Raw genomic sequence first — 21377 nt, 5'->3', positions numbered from 1 at the left:
CTACTCGATGTCCAGAAGTCGATCACTCGGGAAGGTACGCCCTTCGCGTCCACCCTGAGGCCGATCCACAGGTCATGAGCATTGCTCGTTGTTGGCGTCCACCCAGTTGTTGAGGGTGCCAGGGGTGGGGTCGGCGGCGAGCTGCGCCCAGTAGTCGAGGTACTGCTGGGCGATGGCCGGTTCGGTGACGGTGTGTCCGACGTTCGACTGACCGAAGATCCCGTTCTCAGTGATGTTGGTCGACCCGGTCCACACGGCCCGAGGTTCACCGTCGCGGCTCGCGATCACGAACTTGTTGTGCGGAATCTGAGCGTGGGCCCGCCAAGTGACGACCAGGTCGTCGATACCGGCGGCGGTCACCGCCGCACGGTTGTCCGGATGGTCGAACACGACGAGCTGAACGTCCACGCCCGTGCTCGCGGCCACCCGAAAAGCCTCCAGCACCGGCAGGTACTTGAACTCATACAGCGCGGCATGCAGCTGCCAGCGGTCGCTGTCCGCGGTGCCGATGAAGGAGAGCAGCGCCTCCTCGAGACCGCGCGACAACCATCGCCAGGCTTCCCGGTTGGCGACCTCGCGGGGGTGGAGGTTCCTGAAGCGTTCGGCGTAGGCCTGCGAGGCATACACGCCACGGTTGAACCAGACGCCGTGCACGCCCGGCTCCCCGGTCTGCACCTGAAGCTCGACGGTCGAGACCGGGGTGAGTTCCTGCCCCGGAGTTCCGGTCATGGTGTGCACGCGGTAGGTGTAGACGTGCCCTGGCTTGGCGCGGTAGTCACCCCACGCGAAGGTCTGGAACGGATTCCAGTTCGACCCCCACCGACGCCTCGCCTGCGGAAACCGGATGCGGTTGTCGAGCCAACGGTGCTGGCCCTCGGTGTGATCAAACTGCTCGACCCCGAAACCGAGCACACCATCCATGGCAGCGCGATCGTGGTCGAACCCCAACACCACCACATAACTCCCGGCGATGGCCTGCACCCGCAGGGGTCCGGAACTGCCCTGCACCCTCATACCCACGCCTCCTCGCTCACCCGACCATTCGTCTGGAACACCCTTCGCTCCCGCCTCGGCCAGTCGCAGGCTTCACCTCGCCAGTGCGCCGGAGGAACTCGAATGCTGTGGCACCAAGACCAATATGCTGCCGTATGTGTGCCGAGGTACCCGTCCGTACGGATGCACGACGATTGCCGCAGTCATACCTCCAGACTGCGACACAGGACCAGGCAGCGCAGCCCGAGCACAGACGAGCGGCAGTTGAAGCGCATTGGCCGCATCGGTGGTGTTGCGGGTTGCCGGGCAACTGGATCATGGAGTGAGGCCGCTACCGGCACCTCGCCACGAAGATTCGCACCGGATACGGGCCGCAGAACATGGCCACGCTCCGCAGCTTCGCCGTCAACGTCCTGCGAGCGGCAGGCCATGCCAACATCATCGCCGTCGGGATCCGTGAGATGTCCTACGAGCCCTTCCGTCGCCCGCTTGATCTCCTCGGGCTGACCCGACCAGTAGCGGTTCAAGATCGTCAGGCTTTACAACAGTCCTGCTCCAGGTGTCTGTCGCGGTGCGGGGCCGGATGCTACTCGTGATCGCTCATCCCTCCGGAGACCACGGATCACCTGGAGGCCGCTTCCGGGCCCCACGGGCCAGGACATGCGCGCGTCGTACTGGCTCCAGTCCGTGAAGGCGATGTCCCAGCCCCACGCCGCCAACTGCGGGCGATTCCAGCACCGATCCCGGCAGTGCGCCCCACTCCGGTGACCAAAGCGAGGGGGCGGGTGGGGCGGCGGGCTTCATCGGCATGCGTCGTCGCGATCCGAGTGCATGTGGCATCGGCGTTCACCGGCCAATCGATTCTCCCCAGTAGTTGCAACTTCCTTTGCTGTAATCGTATTTGAGTTGTCGGCAATTTCTCCATATCACTAAATTTACCTGGCCAGAACCATGGTGCCCGGATTTGATCACGATCAAGAAACATTTGCAATCTTTACTTGTTGAAGTCGATCACTTCCTGTGTGATGGAGAACCTTTGCCAACTATGGAGTTTCGGCGAAGATCAAGTAATCGGGTGGGAGAGAGCACGTGAGCGCGAGAAAGACGCGGTGGAAAACGTCACCGCTGGGGGAACGTCCGACCGGGCGTGCGCAGAGACGCATCGCCTTGGGGATCGCGGTGGCTCTGGTCGCCGAAACGGCGTTTCTGTCACTGCAGTCGGGCGCAGCGTTTGCCGCCGTCCCTAATGAGGTGTCATCGCCAGCGCCTGCGGTTTCGATGATCAAGTCGGTGGCATCGTCGGCTGATTCGGTGGCTGCGGCGTTGCTGATGGCCCGATTGCAGGGGCGCAGAATCGAGGTGACGTCGGAACGGGCTGGGGATTCGACGACATACGCGCTGCCGTCCGGGGAGTTGCAGACAGAGGCGTTCGCCGGTCCGGTCCGGGTGAAGCAGGACGGGGCGTGGCAGGACATCGATACGTCACTGTCGGACACCGGGGACAGTTTGACCCCGGAGGCCACGGTCGCCGACATCTCCGTCTCGGACGGCGGCGACACGGCGCTGGCGTCGGTGTCGAAGGGGAAAACGTCGTTCGGGATAGGCTGGGAGAACAAGCTCCCCACCCCCACGGTCAAGGACAACACCGCCTCCTACGACCTGGGCGACGGGCAGGAACTGACGGTCAGCGCGCTCGCACAGGGCTTCTCGCAGAACGTGGTCCTCGACCAGGCACCGGACAGTGCGGTGTCCTACCGGATCCCGATGCACCTGGAAGGGCTGAAGCTGTCCCAGGTCGCCTCCGGGCACCTGCTGCTCAAGGACTCCGGCGGCAAGCTGGTCGCCGAGGCTCCGGCGCCCGTGATGTGGGACTCCAGCAGAAACGATTCCTCAGGGGAGCCGGAGTACCAGGCCCGGGTCGACACGAAGGTCGAGACTGCCGCCGACGGTGCGCAGACGCTGGTCCTGACCCCTGATGCGGACTTCCTCGCCGATCCCGCCCTCACTTATCCGGTGACGGTGGACCCGACGTCCACCCTCGCGGTGACCACGGACACCTGGATCCAGACTCCTGACTACCCGGACTCGCAGGTTTCCTCGCAGGAGCTGAAGTCGGGCACCTATGACGGTGGTGCGGACCTGGCGCGTTCGTTCCTGAAGTTCGATGTGTCGAAGTTCGCCGGCAAGCACATCACCGACACCAACTTCGCTCTGTACAGCTACTACTCCTCGACCTGTGCCACGGACGGTTCGGGCACCACTGTCCGCCGGATTACCTCTGACTGGTCCTCGACCTCGCTGACCTGGGGTACCCGGCCGTCGTCGTCCGGGACCGGTGCCGTGAACAACCTGGTGCCGCGCGGTTACTCCTCGGACTGCCCGGCCGCCTGGTCCAACTGGGACATCGACGCCATCGTCCAGGCCTGGGCCGACGGCAGCCCCAACTACGGCGTCATGGTCTATGGCACCAGCGAAACCGACTCCAAGACCTGGCGCCGCTTCCGCTCCGCCAACTACACCACCACCGGCTACGCCCCGAAACTCACCGTCACCTACAACTCCTACCCGGCCAAGCCGGCTTCGGCCGCTGTGTCGCCTTCCACTGTCAACGCGTACAACGGTGTGCGGTACGCCACCTCGCTCACCCCGACCCTGTCCGCGAAGGTCTCCGACCCCGACGGGTCCAGCGTGAAGGGCCAGTTCGAGATCAGCCCTGATCCCGACTATGCCGACACCACGTACGCCTACACCGGTACCAGCGGAAACGTTTCCTCCGGTGTTGTTGCCACCCTCGCCATACCCGCCGCCTCAGCGCTGCCCGCCGGCAGGCACCTGCGGTTCCGGGCGCGTGGGTACGACGGGACGGACTACGGGACGTGGTCCTCGTACAGCCCGTTCGTGCTGAACACCGCGCTGCCCGACGCCCCCGTGATCACCTGCGCCGCCTATCCGGCGGGGGTCTGGACGCCTAAGGCGGCCGGTGGGGTGCCCTGCACGATCGACGCTGCCAGCACCGACGGCGCCGGGTACCAGTGGAGCCTGGACTCGACTGTGCTCGGGCAGCGGGCGCTCGACACCACCAACGGGAACGGGGGCGACGCCCAGACCGTCACCATCACGCCCAGCAACGGACCGCACGTGCTGCGTGCGCGGACCATCGACTCCGGCGGGAACCTCTCGGCTGCCACCACCTCCTACTCCTTCGGGGTGGGGGACGGATCGCTCGGTGTGACCTCTCCCCGTGAGGGCGCCTGGACCGTGTCCGACGTCGATCTGACCGCCACCGGTAACACCTCGTTCACTGGTGCGAGCTGGCAGTACCGGCGAGGTTCCGCCGACTCCTGGCACCCGGTTCCGGTCGCCGATGTCTCCAACGGTTCGGCCGCCGTGGCCTCCTGGCCCGTCGCCGTGACCGGTGGGGCGTCCGTGCCGCTCGTTTGGCATCTGGACGACACCCTCGCCGCCGAGGGCGACGGCTCGGTACAGGTGCGGGCCGTCTTCACCGACAGCGGCGGTTCCAGCGCCTCCAGTGCTCCCGTCACCGTCACCCTTGACCAGAACGGTGGCTCAGCGCCGCAGCAGAACATCGGCCCGGGCAGCGTCAACCTGCTGACCGGCGACTTCTCGTTGACGGCCGATGACGCCTCGGTGTTCGACGCCGCTGTGTCCCGTACGTTCTCCTCGCGCGCCGTCGACACCGACGCCGCGGGCCAGGCCGCGGTGTTCGGGCCGGGCTGGGTGTCGTCCGTGACGGCCACCACCGGGGTCGGCTACAGCAGCCTGACCAAGACCTCTGGCACCTCCGTGTCTCTCCTGAACGCGGACGGCAGTTCGGTCGCGTTCACGTTCGCCGGTGGCACCAGCTGGACGCCGGAGCCCGGTGCCGAGCAGCTGACGCTGACCGGCGTTCTCACCGACGCCGCAGCCGGGGACACGTTCACTCTGAAGAACACGACGACCGGCACCGTCTCCACCTTCAGGCGGACCGCGACCGGTGCCGCCGCCTGGACGCTGCGCACCAGCCAGCAGCTGACCGACGACTCCACCACCACTGTGGTCTCGGAGTCCGTCACCGTCGGCACCCGTACGCTCGCCCGGCCCAAGTACGTCGTCTCGCCGAACAAGGCGGTCGACCAGGACAACACCGTCTGCGCGGTCACTCCGAGCAAGGCCGGCTGCCGGGTGCTGGAGTTCGTGTACGCGACGTCGACCAGCGCCACCGCCGGCGCTCTCGGCGACTTCAAGGACCAGGTGAAGCAGCTGAAAGTATGGGTCACCGACCCGGGCGCCTCGGCCGCCACCGCCACCGTCGTCGGCAGCTACGCCTACGACACCAACGGTCTGCTGCGTGAGGCGTGGGATCCCCGGCTCGCCACCACTCAGAAGGAGACATACACCTACGACAGCGCCAAGCGCGTCGCCACCTATACGCCTGCGGGCGAATTGCCCTGGACGCTCAGCTACAGCGCGGGCGGTGACGCCAACGGGCCGGCGGGCAAGCTGCTCAAGGTGTCCCGGCCGACCCTGACACCGGGCTCCGCGGAGAGCACCAACGGAACCGCCACGACGTCGGTCGTCTACGGCGTACCCGTGTCCGGCACCGCCGCGCCCTACCAGCTGAACACTGCCTCAGTGGCGGCTTGGGGACAGAGAGACCTGCCCACCAGTGCGACCGCCGTCTTCCCGCCCGACCAGGTGCCCGCCGCCAACACCGGCGCGAGTCTAGCCTCCGGTGACTACCGGCGGGCCACGATCAACTATCTCGACGACGACCTGAACACTGTCAACGTCGCCGAGCCCGGTGGGCACATCTCCACCAGTGAGTACGACGAGGAGGGCAACCAGGTCCGCGATCTGAGCGCGGCCAACCGCGAGATCGCCCTCGGCTCCGCCACGAGCCATGACCCGCGGCTCGCGGCGGAGCTGGACAAGGTCCGCGCCGAGGCCGCCACCCCGGCGGAGGGCACTGCCCAGGCGGCCCTGCTGCTCTCCGACATCAGCGTCTTCGCCACCGGCGCCAGTGGCACATCTCTGGAGCGGGAGAGCAGCGGCCCGCTGCACACCGTCACCCTTGAGAACAAGGTCACCGCGCCCACCGGAGGCACCGACCTGCCGGCCGGCAGCGAGATACTGGCCCGGCAGCACACCGTGCTCAGCTACGACGAGGGCCGCCCGGCCGGCTCACCCGTCGCCGATGAACTCACCACCGAGACCAGCGGCGCGCTGATCGACGGCTACCCGGCCGACGCCGACGCGGAGACCGTGCGTACGGTCTTCGACTGGACGACAGGCCTGACTCTCAAGGAGATCCGAGACCCGAGCGGCGAGGCCGTCACCACCAGCGCCTCCTACGACTCGGCCGGCCGCCAGGTGAAGACCACGCTGCCCGGCTCCGCCGACGGCAGCGCGGGTACGACGACTGCGGCCTACTGGGCGACCACCGGCGACTGCGCCGGGCACCCCGAGTGGGCGGGCCTGGTCTGCACCATCACGCCGGGCGGCGCGATCACCAACAGCGGGGACAACCCAGCCCAGTTGGTGACGAAGTCGTTCACCTACGGGCGCTGGGGCCAGGCCGCCACGGTCACGGAGACCGCGAACGGCGTCACCCGCACCACCACGTCCGGCTACGACATCGCGGGCCGTCCCCTCTCGACGACGGTGACCGGCGGCACGGGCACAGCCCTGCCCACCACCACGATCTCGTACAACGACTCGGGCCTGGAGACCAAGGTCACCTCAGGCGGAAAGACGATCACCTCGACGATCGACCGCCTCGGCCGCGAAATCTCCTACGACGACGGAGCCGGCAGCACGACGAAGACCACGTACGACAACCTGAACCGGGCCCTGCAGATCTCCGACTCGGCCCCATCCACCACGACGTACGCCTACGACACCACCACCGATCCGCGAGGGCTGCCGACCTCGGTCACCGACTCGGTCGCGGGCAGGTTCGGCGCCACATACGACGGTGACGGACAAATCATCAAGGAGACCCTGCCGGGCGGCACCACACTCGCGATCGACTACGACTCCAGCGGCCGTGAGACCGCCCGCGAGTACACCGACGCCAACCACGCCACGATCCTCTCCGACAACGGCGACTACACCGTCTCCGGCCGACTGGTCGGGCACGCGCAGACCGACGGCGGCACCGTCGTCAGCCAGTACGGCTACGACAACGAGGGCCACCTGACGTCCGCACGAACCGACACCGGTTCGACGTGCTCGACCCGTGTGTACGCCTTCGGCGACAGCCGCAGCAACCGCACCGGCCTGACGGCCACTGCGGCCGACGCACCCTGCGGCACCACCGCCACGACCACCACCACCGACCAGACCGACTACACCTACGACAGCGCGGACCGGCTGATCACCGCCACCCATGCCGGCACCACCGCCAAGGCGGTGTACGACGCCTTCGGGCGCCGCACCACCGGCACGGAAGGCACCACCACCGGCTACTTCACCGGCGAGCAGATCCGTCAGATCACCAAGGACAGCGCCCGGCAGACCTTCGGACTCGACGCGGCGAACCGCCAGGCGACCGTCGCCGCCGAGACGAGGGCCACGGACGGCACGTGGAGCACCACCTCCACGACGGCCCACCACTACCGCTCCGGCTCGGACACCCCCGCCTGGAGCAGCGCCACGGCCGGGACGACGACCACGGTCAGCCGCAACGTCGGCGACCTGGCCAGCGGCCTGGCCGCCGTCACGAACGCGAGCGGCGACACCGTCCTGCAACTGTCCAACCTGCACGGCGACGTCAGCGTCCAACTGCCGCTCGCGGCAGGGTCCCAGCCGCTCGTACAGCGTTTCGACGAGTACGGCGCCCTCGACGCCTCGACGGCCACGGCCCGCTACGGCTGGCTGGGCACGGCGGTGCGCGCCGGGGACACCCCGGGCGGCCTGCTGCTGATGGGCGCGCGCGGCTACGACCCGGCGACGGGTATGTTCCTCCAAAACGACCCGGTGGCCGGCGGCGGTGACAACGCCTACGGCTACTGCTCGGGCGACCCGGTCAACTGCATCGACACGGCCGGTACGTGGGAATACTGGCTGAAGTACAACGTCGGCAACCCTCACATGTCGGCGAGCCGGTACATGAAGAAGTTCCGCGACAACTTCAACTGGGTCTTCCCGATCGGCGGGCACGCGAAGAAACTCAGCCACGTCGGTCAGAAAATGGACCTCTGGGTGAAGATCGCCGGGATCAAGATCGCGTTCCCGGTCGTGGTGAAGAGCATCACGTCGAACGGCTGGCGCTTCAACACCCGTTGGGGACACCCGGACTACCCCGGATTCATCTCCTTCTACTTCACACACCTGAAGAGCGGGCAGATGCGCATCACGCTCCACGGCAACGTGCCACCCGGCGCGGACGCCTGGTTCATCGGCAAGAGCAACTACACGAAGAAGGCCAAGAGCACGTGGAAGCCTCTGATCGACAATCTCAGGGATCTGACCCACTACATCAACCTCATGGGCGACGCATGATGGCCGGCCCAGAAGAAGGAACCATGAAAATCCCCCGCCTGTCCCGCAGAGCCGGCCTGCTCATCGCCCTCGCGTATCTGGTGGTCGTGTTCGGGCTCGACTATCTGAGCGTGGAGCGAGGTGTTGACGCGGCGGCCGTCGCCGTGTCGGTCATCACGTTCCCGTCGGGCTTCCTGACGACCATCGTGTTCCTGCTGCTCGCGGTCGCCTTCGGATTCGACGAGTACAGCCCAGGCGCGGACTCGTACGCGCCGTCCGTGCACGCCGTCGCGGGAATCGTCCAGGTCCTGCTGGCCTGGCTGGTCCTGAGGATCCTCAAGAAGAGAACGCGTCAGTAGTTTTCGTAGGTTGACGTGACGACGGCGGTGACGGCGGGGACGGCGGTGACGGCGGGGACGGCGGTGACGGCGGTGACGCGCAGGGTATAGCCCTGGCCGCGCCGTACGGTCACGCCCTGGTTGAGCGCGGCGCGCTCGGTGGGGTCCAGGTCGGCGGAGCGGAGGAAGTCTGCGACCCTGCCCGGCATGTCGAGGGTGACCGGCAGCTCCGGTGCCGGAACGTCTTCGACGGCGGCGGTGTGGTCGGGCAGGAGGTCGGCGACGGCTGTGCGGATCGCGCCGCGGCTGACGCCGTGGTCGCGGGCGAGGGCGGCGATGGAGCGGCCCTCCAGGTACGCGGCACGCACGGTGCCGGTCAGGTCGGCTGCCACGGCGGGGCGGCGTCCGCCCTTGTTGCCCTTGGCCTCGGCGGCGCGCAGTCCGTCGTAGGTCAGCTCCCGCTGGAGGTCGCGTTGGAGTTCGCCGGCGGCGGCGAGGGTCTGCACCATGAACTTCACGGTGGACAGCAGCTCGCCGGTGTGGGGGTGGCGGGCTGTGAGGTCCATCGCGGAGAACGCGCCGTCGTGGATGCGCAGGGCGACCTGATCGCGGTGCAGGACTTCGAGGACGTCGAGGATGTGCTGGTTGCCGCGCACGAGGCGGAACATCTCGGAGATGTGCACGGTGTCGCCCGGCCGCGCGTACCGTACGTGAGCAGTTCGCCGAACTTCGGCCGCTGAAGCGGGTGGAGGCGGCTGGAGGTCCCCGGGTCCTCCTCGAAGACGATCGGGTCCTCGATCCCCGCCTCGGCCAGGACGAGGTCTTGGCGGGCGGTGGACTGCTGGTCGGTCGACACCCTCTTGTAGACGAGATTGGCCACGCTGTTTCCCCGCTTCTGTCGGCGCATCGGACCTCGGGTGTCATCTAACCCTGTCGTCAGTCTTCATCGGATGTCATTGGATTGGAGCCGCCGTCAGGCCCCGGAATCACTGGGTTCATTGGACGCTCGCCGCGCCTGTCGTCATTCGATCGTTTGACGACAGGGACCCGTAGAGAGTCACTCGGCGCTCCGCTGTGGCTCCGTGGGGCCAGGACCCGGACGGCGACATCAGGTCCGCTTGCCGAAACGGCATGCGACTTTGCCGTACTGCGTTGGCGGATCGCAAGGTGGGGTCATGAACGAGCGAGAGATGACGCGAGTGGACGGTACGGCCTGGGACGTGGTCGTGATCGGCGGAGGGGGAGCCGGACTTTCGGCCGCGCTGACCCTGGGCCGGGTGCGCCGGTCGGTGCTGGTGATCGATGCGGGGGAACCGCGCAACGCCCCGGCTGTCGGGGTCGGCGCGCACGGCATTCTGGGCCGGGAAGGCATGTCGCCGCTGGAACTGCTGCGGCTGGGCCGGGAGGAGGTCACCTCGTACGGTGGCCGGGTGGTCTCCGGCCGGGTGGCGCAGGTGCACCGGGACGGCGAGGAGTTCTCGGTGGTCACCGAGGACCGGCAGCGGGTGCGGGCACGGCGGGTGCTGGTGACGACAGGGCTGGTCGATGAGCTACCGGATGTGCCCGGGCTGGCCGAGCGGTGGGGGCGCGATGTTCTGCACTGCGTGTACTGCCACGGCTGGGAGGTCCGCGATCGGGCGATTGGTGTGCTGGGTAGTTTCCACCAGGCTCTGCTGTTCAGGCAGCTGTCGAAGGGCGTCACCTTGTTCCTGCACGAGGGCGCGGAGCTGACCGAGGAGCAGTGGGAGCAGCTGGCCGGTCTGGGCGTCGGTGTGGTCGAGGGCAGGGTCGGCGGTCTGGTCGTGGACGAGGAGCGGGACCAGCTGGCGGGGGTGCGTCTGGCGTCGGGGGCGGTGGTGCCGGTGGAGGAGCTGGTGGTGGCGCCGCGATTCGTGGCGCGCGCCGCTTTCCTCGACGGTCTTGGCCTTCAGGTGCGGGAGCATCCGATGGGGATCGGTGAGCAGGTGGTGGTGGATGGTTCCGGTTTCACCGGGGTCTCGGGGGTGTGGGCGGCTGGCAATGTCGGCGACGTGATGGCGGGCGTTCCCCAGGCCATGGCGGCCGGGGTCGGCGCGGCAGCGGCGATCAACATGAGCCTGCTGATGACCGACGCCGCCCGTGCGGCCGCTTCTCGTGCCGCGGTCTCGGGCGCCGACGTGTTCGACGGGGCGATGGAGGCCGAAGTGTCGCGGCGGGTGCTGGGCCCGGGCGTGCACGGCCTGGACGGCCTCCTCGACGATCACTGAGCGGCGTCGGCGTCTTCGGCAGGCGCGACTCAGATGGTGCGGGCCTTGAGATGGGCCCGCTCTCCCTGGGTGCCGAAGAGGATCAGAAGTTCCACGGTGCGCTCGTCGTCGGGGCCGAGCCAGTGCGGCACGTGGGTGTCGAACTCGGCGGCTTCGCCGGGCTTGAGGATCACGGTGTTGTCGCCGAGCAGCAGGCGCAGGCGGCCGGCGAGGACGTAGACCCATTCGAATCCCTCATGCGTGTTGAGCTGTGGTTGGGTGTCGGGCCGGGGCGGAATGAGGAGCTTGTGGGCCTGAACGCCGCCGGGCCGGCTCAGCGGCACGAAGGTCATGCCGTTGCGGGTGACAGGTTTGAGGTGGATGCGCGGATCCCCGGTGCGCGGTGCGCCGACGAGCTCGTCCAGGGGCACCGCGTAGACCTCGGCGAGCGGCAGGAGCATCTCCAGGGTCGGTTTGCGGGTCCCGCCTTCGAGGCGGGAGAGCGTGCTCTCGTTGATCCCGGTCTGCTCGGCCAGGGCTGCCAGTGTCAGGCCATGACCTCGGCGTAGGTCCCGCAGACGTGGCCCGACCGCGGCCAGCCGGTCCTTCTTCTCGGTGTGATGTGAGGTGCCCATATCCACCAGCATGCTGAAACGGCATGAGACTTTGCAACTCTGGCAGCAGGTGGAGCAGTGTCCTTCCATCGGCCCGGGCCAGGCCCGGTGATCCGCCCATGACCTTCTCCCTTCCCTGAACTCTTTGAGGATTGGCCCTGCGATGACGACGGAATCCGACGCTGTGAACCGCAGCGAAGATGCTCTTGACCCGCGGCGCTGGTGGGCGCTGACAGTGATCTCGGTGGCGACGCTGATGGTGGTGCTGGACGCCTCCATCATCAACATCGCCCTCCCGCACGCCCAGGCGGACTTGGACATCAGTGACGCGAACCGGCAGTGGGCTGTGACCGCCTACGCCCTCACCTTCGGCGGTCTGCTGCTGCTCGGCGGGCGCGTCGTCGACTTCGTCGGCCGTAAGCGCGTGTTCCTCATCGGGCTGGTCGGCTTCGCCGCTGCCTCCATGGTCGCTGGCGTCGCTCCGAACGGGGCGACGCTGTTCGCCGGACGCGCCCTGCAGGGCGCATTCGCTGCCCTGCTGGCCCCGGCCGCCCTGTCCTTGATCGCGGTCACCTTCACCGACGCACGCGAGCGGGCCAAGGCGTTCGGCGTCTACGGCGCCCTGCAGGGCGCGGGCGGCGCGGTCGGACTGATCGCGGGCGGCCTGTTGACCGAATACACCAGCTGGCGCTGGTGCCTGTTCGTCAACACCCCCATCGCACTCGCCGTTGCCCTGGCCGCCCTGCCCACGCTCAAGGAGAGCCGCGCCGAGGGCACCCGCCGCTACGACGTCCCCGGCGCGCTGCTCGTCACCACCGGCCTGGTCGCCGTCGTATGGGGCTTCGCCCACGCCGCGGAAGCGGGCTGGAACACCCCGGCGACCTGGCTCCTGCTTACCGCCGGACTCCTTCTGCTGGCCGCCTTTGTCCTGGTCGAGCAGCGCACCGCCCACCCGCTGCTGCCGCTGCGCGTCGTCTTGGACCGAGACCGCGGCGGCGCATTCCTCGCCTCCCTGCTGATCGGGGCGGGCATGTTCGGCCTGATGCTGTTCCTGACCTATTACCTCCAGGTCAACCTCGGCTACCAGCCGCTGCGCGCAGGGCTGGCGTTCCTGCCCTTCAGTGCCGGCATCATCGCCGCGGCCACCCTCGGCGCCCCCCTGGTCACCCGACTCGGCCCGAAGACACTGATGACGGCGGGCACGGCCGTCACCCTGGCCGGCGCCCTGGTGCTGACGCTACTCAAGCCCACCGAGGGCTACCTGACCATCGTGCTGCCCGCCATGATCCTGACCGGTCTCGGTCTGGGCGCGTTCTTCGTCACGCTGCCCAACACCGCCCTCGCTGGCATCGCGCCGTCCGACACCGGTGTCGCCAGCGCGATGATCAGCACCACCCAGCAGGTCGGCGGCGCAGTCGGCCCCGCCCTCCTCAACACCCTGTACGTCTCCGCCCTCACCGGATTCCTCGCCGACCGCACCGGCGCCGTGACACAGGCAGTCCGGCTGGACGGATACGTGCACGGCTACCGGGTCGCTTTCCTCGCCAGCGCCGCCCTGTTCACCCTCGCCCTCGCCGCCACCGGCCTCCTCATCCGAAGCCGCCGCACCCACACCACCGCCTCCTGACCACCCCCGCTGAAAGGCCCCGCACATGAACAGCGCCAACGAGTCCGCCGCGTTCTGGGACAAGCACTACGCCGGCATGGACGCGCAGTGGGGCACCAAGCCCAACACCGTCCTGACCGCCCTGCTCGCCAACCTTGCCCCTGCCTCGGGTAAAGCCCTGGACCTGGGCTGCGGCCACGGCGGCGACGCACTCTGGCTCGCCACCCAGGGCTGGGACGTCACACCCGTCGACGTCTCCCAGACCGCCCTCGACCGCGTCGCGGCAGGCGCCGCAACCACCGGCCTCACCGACCGGATCCACCCCCAGCAGCACGACCTCTCCGAGACGTTCCCCGATGGCGCCTGGGACCTGGTCACCGCAACCTACTTCCACACCCCCATCACCATCGCCCGCGAGACCGTCCTGCGACGAGCCGCCCAGGCCGTAGCACCTGGCGGGCGGCTGATCGTGATCGAACACGCCTCCACCGCCCCCTGGTCCTGGCAGGCCGGCCAGGACATTCACTACCCCTCCCCCGACGACGTCATCGCCTCCCTCCGGCTCGACAACACCTGGACGGTCGAACGAGGCGACGCACCCCAGCGCACCGCCACCGGCCCCGAAGGACAAACCGCGACCGTCACCGACAACGTCATCGCCGTCCGACGCACCGGCTGACACGCATACCGGCCGCTTCCCTGCTGCTGGACTACATCGCCGACCGCGACCATATGAACACCGCCACCAATCAGGCATCGGCCTGGCTGTTCCCCGGACGCCGGGCCGGCCAGCCCTTCCGCCCCGACCACCTGTCCGCGCTCCTCAACGAGATCGGCGTCCCGGTGGCCGCAGCCCGCGGCGCCGCCATCCGACAACAACTCCTTGAGATGCCCGCTCCCATCGTCGCGGATGCTCTCGGCTACCACGACAAACACCACCACCCGCCTGCTCAACGAGACAGGCAGAACGTGGAGCCGATACGCCGCTGGAGATCACACACGGTCACCGGCAGGCTGGGTCCCACGGAGAACTGGTGACAGTTGAATACGAGAGCCCACCAGTACCGAGGCCGTGGTCAGCGAGTGGGTCGACCCGGCCGCGACGGCCTGGGCGGAGGAGAAGCAGCGCAACGAGTTCGCGTGCTTCGCGCGGCCGGTCATGACGGACCTCTCGCACGGCCACGCGGGGCTCTTCCGGGGCAGGCTCCTGATCGGGGCCGGCTACGCGTCCCGTCTCATCGAGAAGGGCGGCCGCCGCTTTCCCCAACAGGTCTGATCTTCCCCGCACTTGTACGGTGCCCGCCCCGGCCCGCAGGTGTACGGTGTCCGCCCCGGCGGGGCCTCACGGCGAGGACGGGCGGGCCGTGCTCTGCCGGATCACCATCCGGGTGGGTACGAGTGTGGTGCCGCGCTCGTCGGCGTGTTCACCGATCTGACGCAGCGCGCCCTCGACACACCGCCGTCCCACCTCGGCGAAGTCCTGGTGGACGGTGGTGAGCGGGGGGACGTAGGAGCCCGCGTCCGGGATGTCGTCGAAGCCGACCACACTGACCTGGCCGGGGACGGTACGGCCCGACTCGTGCAGGGCGCGCAACAGGCCCAGCGCCATCTGGTCGTTGGCCGCGAAGACCGCGGTGCAGCCGGGTTCCCTGGCGAGCCGCAGCCCGGCGCGGTACCCCGACTCGGCCGACCAGTCGCCGCGCAGCGGCGGTGGCACCTCGCGGCCCGCCGCGCGCAGGGTGGTCCGCCAGGCGTCGGCGCGGCGCTGCGCGGCGAACGAGGACTCGGGGCCCGCGAGGTGCCAGACCGTGGTGTGTCCGAGATCCAGCAGATGCTGTACGGCTTCCCTGGCGCCGCCCGCCTGGTCGGTGTCGACCACGCTGTAGCGGTCGCCCGCGTTGGAATCGACCACCACCACACCGACGTTGGGCGGCAGCGAGACGGTGGCCGCGTCCAGCAGATGGACTTCCATGATCGCGATGATGGCGTCGACCGCCAGCTCGCCCAGACGGGTGAAGGCGCCGCGTACCTCGCCCTGCGTCGGCACGGCCACCGGCAGCAGCGTGGTGGCGTATCCGTGTTGCGCGGCCGAGGTGGCGATGGCCTCCAGCGTGCGGACGTTACCGGTGGTCGAGAGGGTGAACAGGATGATGCCGATGGTGCGGAACTCGCCCCGCTTCAGCGCGCGGGCCGCGCTGTTGGGCCGGTACTCCAGCTCCTTCATCGCGTCGAGGACCTGCTGCCTGGTCGTCTCCACCACGCCCGGATGGCCGTTGGAGACCCGGGAGACGGTCTGCGAGGAGACTCCGGCCCGCCGGGCGACGTCCGCCATGGACACTCTGCGCCGGCGCCGCGGCGCCGCGGCCGACACGCCCGCTCCCTCCGCCGGCCGACCGGCCGTTCCCGCGCTCCCCACGTTTTCGTCCATCCCTGCACTCACCTTCCCCGCGTGGATGAGCCGAACGGCTCAAAACTGCCCCCTCCGAAAATCTTGACGGCCTCCCTGGGCCAATGTAAGCATCCCATCACCAGATGTTTACGTAAACATTTCGGGCCGGGACGCTCTCCGGCAGTGGCCTGTTTACAACGCTTCCCTTCGGCTGCCGGGTGCCGGACGGACCAGGACGACCAGCGAGGAACACAGTCATGACGGCATTGTCACCGCCTTCCACAGCGGGACGTCCTGCCCCGCCAAGGGGCCCACAGCGCAGGCGTGCCCTGATCGGCTGGGGTTTCATCGGCCCGTTCATGGCGGTCTTCGCCCTGGTCTTCCTCGCGCCGATCATCTACTCGATCTATCTGAGCGTCTTCCGCACCCAGCTCGTCGGCGGCACCTCGTTCGTCGGGTTCGACAACTACCAGCGCGCACTCCAGGATCCGAACTTCTGGGCCGCGCTGGGCCGGGTGACCCTCTTCCTGGCGGTCCAGGTGCCGGTCATGCTCGGCATCGCGCTGCTGGTCGCGCTGGCCATCGACAGCGGCAGGCTCTACGGCAAGAACTTCTTCCGGATCGCGATCTTCCTGCCGTACGCCGTGCCCGCCGTGGTCGCCGCCCTGATGTGGGGCTTCATGTACGGCACCCGCTTCGGCCTGGTCGGCAACATCAACGAGGCGTTCGGGATCACACTGCCCGACCCGCTCTCCTCCGGTCTGGTGCTCGCCTCCATCGGCAACATCGTGACCTGGGAGTTCGTCGGCTACAACATGCTGATCTTCTACTCGGCACTGCGGGTGATCCCGCACTCGCTCTACGAGGCCGCGGAGATCGACGGCGCCGGGCAGTGGCGCGTCATCAGCGCCATCAAGCTCCCCGCCATCCGGGGCGCGCTGGTCATCGCCACCATCTTCTCGATCATCGGCAGCTTCCAGCTCTTCAACGAGCCGAGCATCCTCAAGAACCTGGCGCCCAACACGATCACCACGGACTTCACGCCGAACTTCTACACCTACTCGCTGGCCTTCTCCGGCCAGCAGCACAACTACGCGGCCACGGTGGCGATCATCATGGGTATCTTCACCATGATCATCGCTTATGTCGTGCAGCTCCGCGGCATGCGAAAGGAAGCGTGACGATGGGAGCCACCGCCCCGGCCACCGTTACCCCGGACAAGGAACGCGCCCGCTCCGCCACGGGGCTGCGCACCCCCCGCCCCGGACGGCGCGACAGCGTCAACAATCCGCGCCGCAGTGTGCTGCTCACCGTGCTGACCGGTCTTGTGCTGGTCTACGCGCTGGTGCCGCTCGTCTGGCTCGTCATCAACTCGACCAAGACCCAGAAGGGGCTGCTCAGCTCCTCCGGGCTCTGGTTCGACAGCGACTTCGCGTTCTTCAGCAATATCGCGGACACCCTCACCTACAACGACGGTGTGTTCGTCCGCTGGCTGCTGAACACTCTGCTCTATGTGGTGGTGGGAGCCGGTGGCGCGACCTTCCTCGCGGTGCTCGGCGGCTATGCTCTCGCCAAGTTCCGGTTCCCCGGCAAGAACGGTGTCTTCGCCGTGGTGATCGGTGCCGTCGCCGTCCCCGGTACGGCACTGGCGGTCCCCACCTTCCTGATGTTCAGCAAGATGGGGCTGACCGACACCCCCTGGGCGGTGATCATCCCCTCGCTGATCTCACCGTTCGGCCTCTATCTGATGTGGGTCTTCGCCGCCGAGGCGATCCCCACCGAGCTGCTGGAGGCCGCCCGGATCGACGGCGCCAGTGAGATCCGTACCTTCTTCACCGTGAGTCTGCCACTGCTCGCCCCCGGCATCGTGACGGTGCTGCTCTTCACCATGGTCGCGACCTGGAACAACTACTTCCTGCCGCTGATCATGCTCAAGAACCCGGACTGGTACCCGCTCACCCTGGGGCTCAACTCCTGGAACGAACAGGCCCAGACCAACGGCGGTGAGGCCATCTTCAACCTGGTCATCACCGGTTCCCTGCTCACCATCGTGCCCCTGATCGTCGCGTTCCTGCTGCTTCAGCGGTACTGGCAGTCGGGGCTCGCGGCCGGAAGTGTCAAGGAGTGAGCCGCTCGTGCCCTCCGGCCCGTGTGTTTCCCCCACGGTTCTCCCCCCACAGCTGTTCGGCAGTTCTCTGACAACGAAGTGAGATGACTCTGATGTTCAACACAGCGCGCCGCACTGTGCGCGGCGCAGGACTGGCCTCCGCCGTACTGGCCCTCGCCGTCACCATGACGGCCTGTGGCGGGTCCTCCGACAACAACTCCACCGACGCGGGGGGAAGCGCCGACGATGTGAAGGCGGCCCTCGACAAGGGCGGCGACCTCACGGTCTGGAGCTGGGACAGCACCATGCCCAAGGTCGCGAAGGAGTTCGAGGCCGCGCACCCCAAGGTGAAGGTCAAGATCGTCAACGCGGGTACCTCGAAGGACGAGTACACCGCCCTCCAGAACGCCATCGCGGCGGGCAAGGGCATCCCCGACGTCGCTCAGATCGAGTACTTCGCCCTGGGTCAGTTCTCCCTCGCCAAGTCCGTCGCCGACCTCTCCGCGTTCGGCGCGGACAAGCTGGCCAAGTCCTACTCGCCCGGCCCGTGGAACGCGGTCACCTCCGGCAAGTCGGTCTACGGCCTGCCGGTCGACTCGGGCCCCATGGCGCTGTACTACAACAAGAAGGTCTTCGACAAGTACAAGATCGCGGTCCCGACCACCTGGGACGAGTACGTGACGGCGGCCCAGAAGCTCCACAAGGCCGACCCGAAGGCCTACATCACCGCCGACACCGGCGAGGCGGGCTTCGCCACCAGCCTGATCTGGCAGGCCGGCGGCCACCCGTACAAGGTGGACGGCACCAAGGTCGGCATCGACTTCACCGACCCGGGCAGCGTGACCTTCGCCAAGACCTGGCAGAAGCTGATCGACGGCAAGCTGCTGGCGCCCGTCACCTCGTGGACCGACGAGTGGTTCAAGGGACTGGCCGACGGCAGCATCGCCACCCTGGCCACCGGCGCCTGGATGCCCACCAACCTCAAGACGGGCGCGCCCGCCGCGGCCGGCGACTGGCGTGTGGCCCCGCTGCCGCAGTGGAAGGCGGGCGAGAAGTCCAGCGCGGAGAGCGGCGGCAGCTCGCTGGCCATCCCCGCCGCGGGCAAGAACAAGGCGCTCGCCTACGCGTTCACCGAGTACGCCGCCGCCGGCGCGGGCGTCAAATCCCGGGTGAAGGACGGCGCGTACCCCGCGACCACCGCGGACATGAACTCCAAGGAGTTCCTGGACACGAAGTTCGACTACTTCGGCGGCCAGGAGATCAACAAGGTCTTCGCCCAGTCGGCCTCCGAGGTCCCGTCCGGCTGGTCGTACCTCCCCTACCAGGTCTACGCGAACTCGATCTTCAACGACACCGTCGGCAAGGCCTATGTCTCCGGCACGACGCTGACCGAGGGTCTCGCCGCCTGGCAGAAGCAGTCCCTCGAGTACGGCAAGGAACAGGGCTTCACCGTCAAGTAACGCCGGCCGACCGGATGGTGACGGGCCGCGGCCACTCCGCCCGCCCGTCACCGCCCGGTGCCCTCGGTCCGTCCGGACCGCGCCCCACGGCCCCATTTCCCCCACAAGGAGCAAGATGACCCGCGCCCCGTCGCCCCGCTGGCTGCGTTGGCCCGATGACGACACCACACCACGGTTCGCCTACGGCGCCGACTACAACCCGGAGCAGTGGCCCCGCGAGGTGTGGGACGAAGATGTCCGGCTGATGCGCGAAGCCGGTGTGAACATCGTGTCCCTCGCCATCTTCTCCTGGGCGCGCATCCAGCCGGCCCCCGGCACCTGGGACTTCGACTGGCTGGACGAGATCATGGATCTCCTGCACCAGGGCGGCATAGCCGTCGACCTGGCCACCGCCACCGCCTCCCCGCCGCCCTGGCTGACCACACTGCACCCCGAGGTCCTGCCGGTCACCCAGTCCGGCGAGACACTCTGGCCGGGCGCCCGCCAGCACTGGCGGCCCACCTCCCCCGTCTTCCGTGAGTACGCGCTGCGCCTGGTCGAGAAGATGGCCGAGCGGTACGCCGACCACCCCGCGCTCACCGCCTGGCACGTCTCCAACGAGCTGGGCTGTCACAACATCTATGACTACTCCGACGACGCGGCCCGCGCCTTCCGCGTCTGGCTGACCGAGCGCTACGGCACCGTCGAGGCGCTCAACCACGCCTGGGGCACCGCATTCTGGTCCCAGCGCTACACGGAGTGGGAGCAGATCCTGCCGCCCCGGCTGGCCGCCTCGCACCCCAATCCGACCCAGCAGCTCGACTTCAAGCGGTTCTCCTCGGACGCGCTCAAGGACCATCTGCGGGCCGAACGCGATCTGTTGTACGGCATCACCCCGGACGTACCGGTCACCACCAACTTCATGGTGATGGGCGAGACCAAGGGCATGCACTACGCGGACTGGGCCCAGGAGGTGGACTTCGTCTCCAACGACCACTACGTCCACCCTGGGCCGCAGGGCCTGGACGAGCTGTCGTTCTCCGCGAACCTCACCGGCTCCCTCGCCGGCGGACGCCCGTGGTTCCTGATGGAGCACTCCACCAGCGCCGTCAACTGGCAGGCCGTCAACGTCGCCAAGCGCGCCGGGGAGCTGGCCCGCGACTCGCTGCTGCACGTGGCCCACGGCGCGGACGCCGTCTGCTTCTTCCAGTGGCGCCAGTCGGCGGCCGGCGCCGAGAAGTACCACTCGGCGATGGTCCCGCACGCCGGTGCCGACAGCGAGGTGTTCCGCTCGGTGGCCGCGCTCGGCGGTCTGCTGGGCGACCTCGCGGAGGTCGCCGGGTCCGCCCGCCGCCCCGCCCGCGCGGCGATCCTCTTCGACTGGGAGTCGTGGTGGGCCAGTGAGCAGGACTCCCACCCGACCTCGCTGCTGCGCTACCGGCAGGAGGCACTCGACTGGTACTCCGCCTTCCTCGCCCTGGGCGTACGCGCCGATGTGATCCACCAGGGCGCGCCGCTCGACGGCTACGACCTGGTGGTAGCGCCGGTCCTGCACGTGGTGCCGCGGGCGCTCGCCAAGGAGCTGGCCAACTACGCCGAGAGCGGCGGCCACCTGGTCACCACGTACTTCTCCGGTGTGGTCGACGAGAACGACCACGCCTGGCTGGGCGGTTACCCCGGCGCGCTGCGGGAGCTGCTCGGCATCAGGATCGAGGAGTTCGCCCCGCTGCTCGACGGCGAGAGCGTGCCACTCGACGACGGTACGACCGGCACCCTGTGGACCGACCGGATCACCGTGACCGACGACGCCGTCGAGGTGCTCGCCGCCTACAATGGCGGCGACCGCGCGGGTCTGCCCGCGATCACCCGCCGTACGGTGGGCACCGGCTCGGCCGCGTACGTCTCCACCCGGCTCGGCACCGAGGGGCTGCGCGGTGTGCTCGCCCGGCTGCTGGCGGGCGCCGGTATCACCAGCGAACTGCCCGAGCCGCTCCGGGGCCGGGTCGAGCTGGCGGTACGCGCCCATGGCGAGGCCGAGTACTGGTTCCTCGTGAACCGCACCGACGAAACCGTCGGTCTCGCCGGTGTGACCGGCACACCTCTCACACCGGCCGCCGAGGGCCCGCTCGTCCTCGGACCGCGCGGTGTGGCCGTGGTACGCCGCTGAACGTACGCCCCGTGGAG

15 protein-coding genes and 1 pseudogene are annotated in these 21377 nt (G+C 68.4%); 11 read left to right on the top strand and 5 right to left on the bottom strand.

The features are described 5' to 3' along the window. Window positions 1-72 precede the first annotated feature (72 nt). Window positions 73-1014, bottom strand: a complete 942-nt coding sequence (locus ACIP8W_RS11480; RefSeq protein WP_402151775.1) for a phospholipase D-like domain-containing protein — start codon at window positions 1012-1014, stop codon at window positions 73-75. Window positions 1015-1630: 616 nt separating this feature from the next. Beyond that, window positions 1631-1816, bottom strand: a pseudogene (locus ACIP8W_RS11475) (short-chain dehydrogenase); the annotation flags it as partial. Window positions 1817-2283: 467 nt separating this feature from the next. Between ACIP8W_RS11475 and ACIP8W_RS11470 the strand changes: the two are divergent. Together ACIP8W_RS11470 and ACIP8W_RS11465 are read left to right on the top strand one after the other, a co-directional pair. Beyond that, window positions 2284-8496 carry a DNRLRE domain-containing protein gene (locus ACIP8W_RS11470; RefSeq protein WP_402202763.1) on the top strand — a complete coding sequence of 2071 codons (6213 nt, stop codon included), beginning with the start codon at window positions 2284-2286 and terminating at the stop codon, window positions 8494-8496. Window positions 8497-8519: 23 nt separating this feature from the next. Next, a complete protein-coding gene (locus ACIP8W_RS11465) occupies window positions 8520-8834 on the top strand; it encodes a hypothetical protein (protein WP_402152882.1) in 315 nt (104 codons plus the stop codon). Here the strand turns inward: ACIP8W_RS11465 and ACIP8W_RS11460 are convergent. Beyond that, window positions 8828-9496, bottom strand: coding sequence for a recombinase family protein (locus tag ACIP8W_RS11460; RefSeq protein ID WP_402202761.1), 669 nt, complete (start codon window positions 9494-9496; stop codon window positions 8828-8830). The two genes, ACIP8W_RS11465 and ACIP8W_RS11460, sit on opposite strands and share 7 nt — an antisense overlap. Window positions 9497-9988: 492 nt before the next feature. Between ACIP8W_RS11460 and ACIP8W_RS11455 the strand changes: the two genes are divergently transcribed. Further along, window positions 9989-11059: an NAD(P)/FAD-dependent oxidoreductase gene (locus ACIP8W_RS11455; protein ID WP_402202759.1), complete on the top strand. Its 1071-nt coding sequence runs from the start codon at window positions 9989-9991 to the stop codon at window positions 11057-11059. A gap of 29 nt (window positions 11060-11088) precedes the next feature. Here the strand turns inward: ACIP8W_RS11455 and ACIP8W_RS11450 are convergent, their stop codons facing one another. After that, window positions 11089-11673: a helix-turn-helix domain-containing protein gene (locus ACIP8W_RS11450; protein WP_402202758.1), complete on the bottom strand. Its 585-nt coding sequence runs from the start codon at window positions 11671-11673 to the stop codon at window positions 11089-11091. Between the two features lie 142 nt (window positions 11674-11815). Here ACIP8W_RS11450 and ACIP8W_RS11445 point away from each other — a divergent pair, with 142 nt between their 5' ends. The 4 genes from ACIP8W_RS11445 to ACIP8W_RS11430 are packed head-to-tail and all read left to right on the top strand — an operon-like array spanning window position 11816 to window position 14534. Then, entirely contained in the window at window positions 11816-13279 is a 1464-nt protein-coding gene (locus ACIP8W_RS11445) for an MFS transporter (RefSeq protein WP_402202757.1), read from the top strand. Between the two features lie 25 nt (window positions 13280-13304). Continuing rightward, window positions 13305-13937 (top strand): methyltransferase domain-containing protein, encoded by a 633-nt coding sequence (locus tag ACIP8W_RS11440; RefSeq protein WP_402152892.1) that lies wholly within the window; start codon window positions 13305-13307, stop codon window positions 13935-13937. Between the two features lie 53 nt (window positions 13938-13990). Beyond that, entirely contained in the window at window positions 13991-14296 is a 306-nt protein-coding gene (locus ACIP8W_RS11435) for a hypothetical protein (RefSeq protein WP_402152894.1), read from the top strand. Window positions 14297-14330: 34 nt separating this feature from the next. Further along, window positions 14331-14534: a hypothetical protein gene (locus ACIP8W_RS11430; protein ID WP_401947989.1), complete on the top strand. Its 204-nt coding sequence runs from the start codon at window positions 14331-14333 to the stop codon at window positions 14532-14534. A gap of 66 nt (window positions 14535-14600) precedes the next feature. Here ACIP8W_RS11430 and ACIP8W_RS11425 read toward each other — a convergent pair whose 3' ends face one another. After that, the gene (locus ACIP8W_RS11425; protein ID WP_401947986.1) at window positions 14601-15590 is read right to left on the bottom strand and encodes a LacI family DNA-binding transcriptional regulator; all 990 of its coding nucleotides are present in this window, start codon (window positions 15588-15590) and stop codon (window positions 14601-14603) included. Between the two features lie 314 nt (window positions 15591-15904). Here ACIP8W_RS11425 and ACIP8W_RS11420 point away from each other — a divergent pair, with 314 nt between their 5' ends. The 4 genes from ACIP8W_RS11420 to ACIP8W_RS11405 all read left to right on the top strand — a co-directional run bounded on the left by ACIP8W_RS11420 (window position 15905) and on the right by ACIP8W_RS11405 (window position 21360). Continuing rightward, window positions 15905-16828 carry a carbohydrate ABC transporter permease gene (locus ACIP8W_RS11420; RefSeq protein ID WP_401947983.1) on the top strand — a complete coding sequence of 308 codons (924 nt, stop codon included), beginning with the start codon at window positions 15905-15907 and terminating at the stop codon, window positions 16826-16828. A 2-nt stretch (window positions 16829-16830) separates the two neighbouring features. Further along, window positions 16831-17775, top strand: a complete 945-nt coding sequence (locus ACIP8W_RS11415) for a carbohydrate ABC transporter permease (RefSeq protein ID WP_401947980.1) — start codon at window positions 16831-16833, stop codon at window positions 17773-17775. Between the two features lie 92 nt (window positions 17776-17867). Beyond that, window positions 17868-19214: an ABC transporter substrate-binding protein gene (locus tag ACIP8W_RS11410; protein ID WP_401947977.1), complete on the top strand. Its 1347-nt coding sequence runs from the start codon at window positions 17868-17870 to the stop codon at window positions 19212-19214. Window positions 19215-19329: 115 nt separating this feature from the next. Further along, window positions 19330-21360 (top strand): beta-galactosidase, encoded by a 2031-nt coding sequence (locus ACIP8W_RS11405; protein WP_402202753.1) that lies wholly within the window; start codon window positions 19330-19332, stop codon window positions 21358-21360. Window positions 21361-21377 lie beyond the last annotated feature (17 nt).

It is taken from the genome of Streptomyces sp. NPDC088554 (assembly GCF_044752945.1).
Taxonomy (GTDB): domain Bacteria; phylum Actinomycetota; class Actinomycetes; order Streptomycetales; family Streptomycetaceae; genus Streptomyces.
Note: the sequence above shows the minus strand (reverse complement) of the source record. Positions and strands in the feature narration are given on the sequence as shown.

Excerpts from the sequence above, each read along its gene's own strand:
- ACIP8W_RS11480 (WP_402151775.1), bottom strand. The coding sequence starts at position 1,014 with ATGAGGGTGCAGGGCAGTTCCGGACCCCTGCGGGTGCAGGCCATCGCC.
- ACIP8W_RS11465 (WP_402152882.1), top strand. The coding sequence starts at position 8,520 with ATGAAAATCCCCCGCCTGTCCCGCAGAGCCGGCCTGCTCATCGCCCTC.
- ACIP8W_RS11455 (WP_402202759.1), top strand. The coding sequence starts at position 9,989 with ATGAACGAGCGAGAGATGACGCGAGTGGACGGTACGGCCTGGGACGTG.
- ACIP8W_RS11450 (WP_402202758.1), bottom strand. The coding sequence starts at position 11,673 with ATGGGCACCTCACATCACACCGAGAAGAAGGACCGGCTGGCCGCGGTC.
- ACIP8W_RS11445 (WP_402202757.1), top strand. The coding sequence starts at position 11,816 with ATGACGACGGAATCCGACGCTGTGAACCGCAGCGAAGATGCTCTTGAC.
- ACIP8W_RS11440 (WP_402152892.1), top strand. The coding sequence starts at position 13,305 with ATGAACAGCGCCAACGAGTCCGCCGCGTTCTGGGACAAGCACTACGCC.
- ACIP8W_RS11435 (WP_402152894.1), top strand. The coding sequence starts at position 13,991 with ATGAACACCGCCACCAATCAGGCATCGGCCTGGCTGTTCCCCGGACGC.
- ACIP8W_RS11425 (WP_401947986.1), bottom strand. The coding sequence starts at position 15,590 with ATGGCGGACGTCGCCCGGCGGGCCGGAGTCTCCTCGCAGACCGTCTCC.
- ACIP8W_RS11420 (WP_401947983.1), top strand. The coding sequence starts at position 15,905 with ATGACGGCATTGTCACCGCCTTCCACAGCGGGACGTCCTGCCCCGCCA.
- ACIP8W_RS11415 (WP_401947980.1), top strand. The coding sequence starts at position 16,831 with ATGGGAGCCACCGCCCCGGCCACCGTTACCCCGGACAAGGAACGCGCC.
- ACIP8W_RS11410 (WP_401947977.1), top strand. The coding sequence starts at position 17,868 with ATGTTCAACACAGCGCGCCGCACTGTGCGCGGCGCAGGACTGGCCTCC.
- ACIP8W_RS11405 (WP_402202753.1), top strand. The coding sequence starts at position 19,330 with ATGACCCGCGCCCCGTCGCCCCGCTGGCTGCGTTGGCCCGATGACGAC.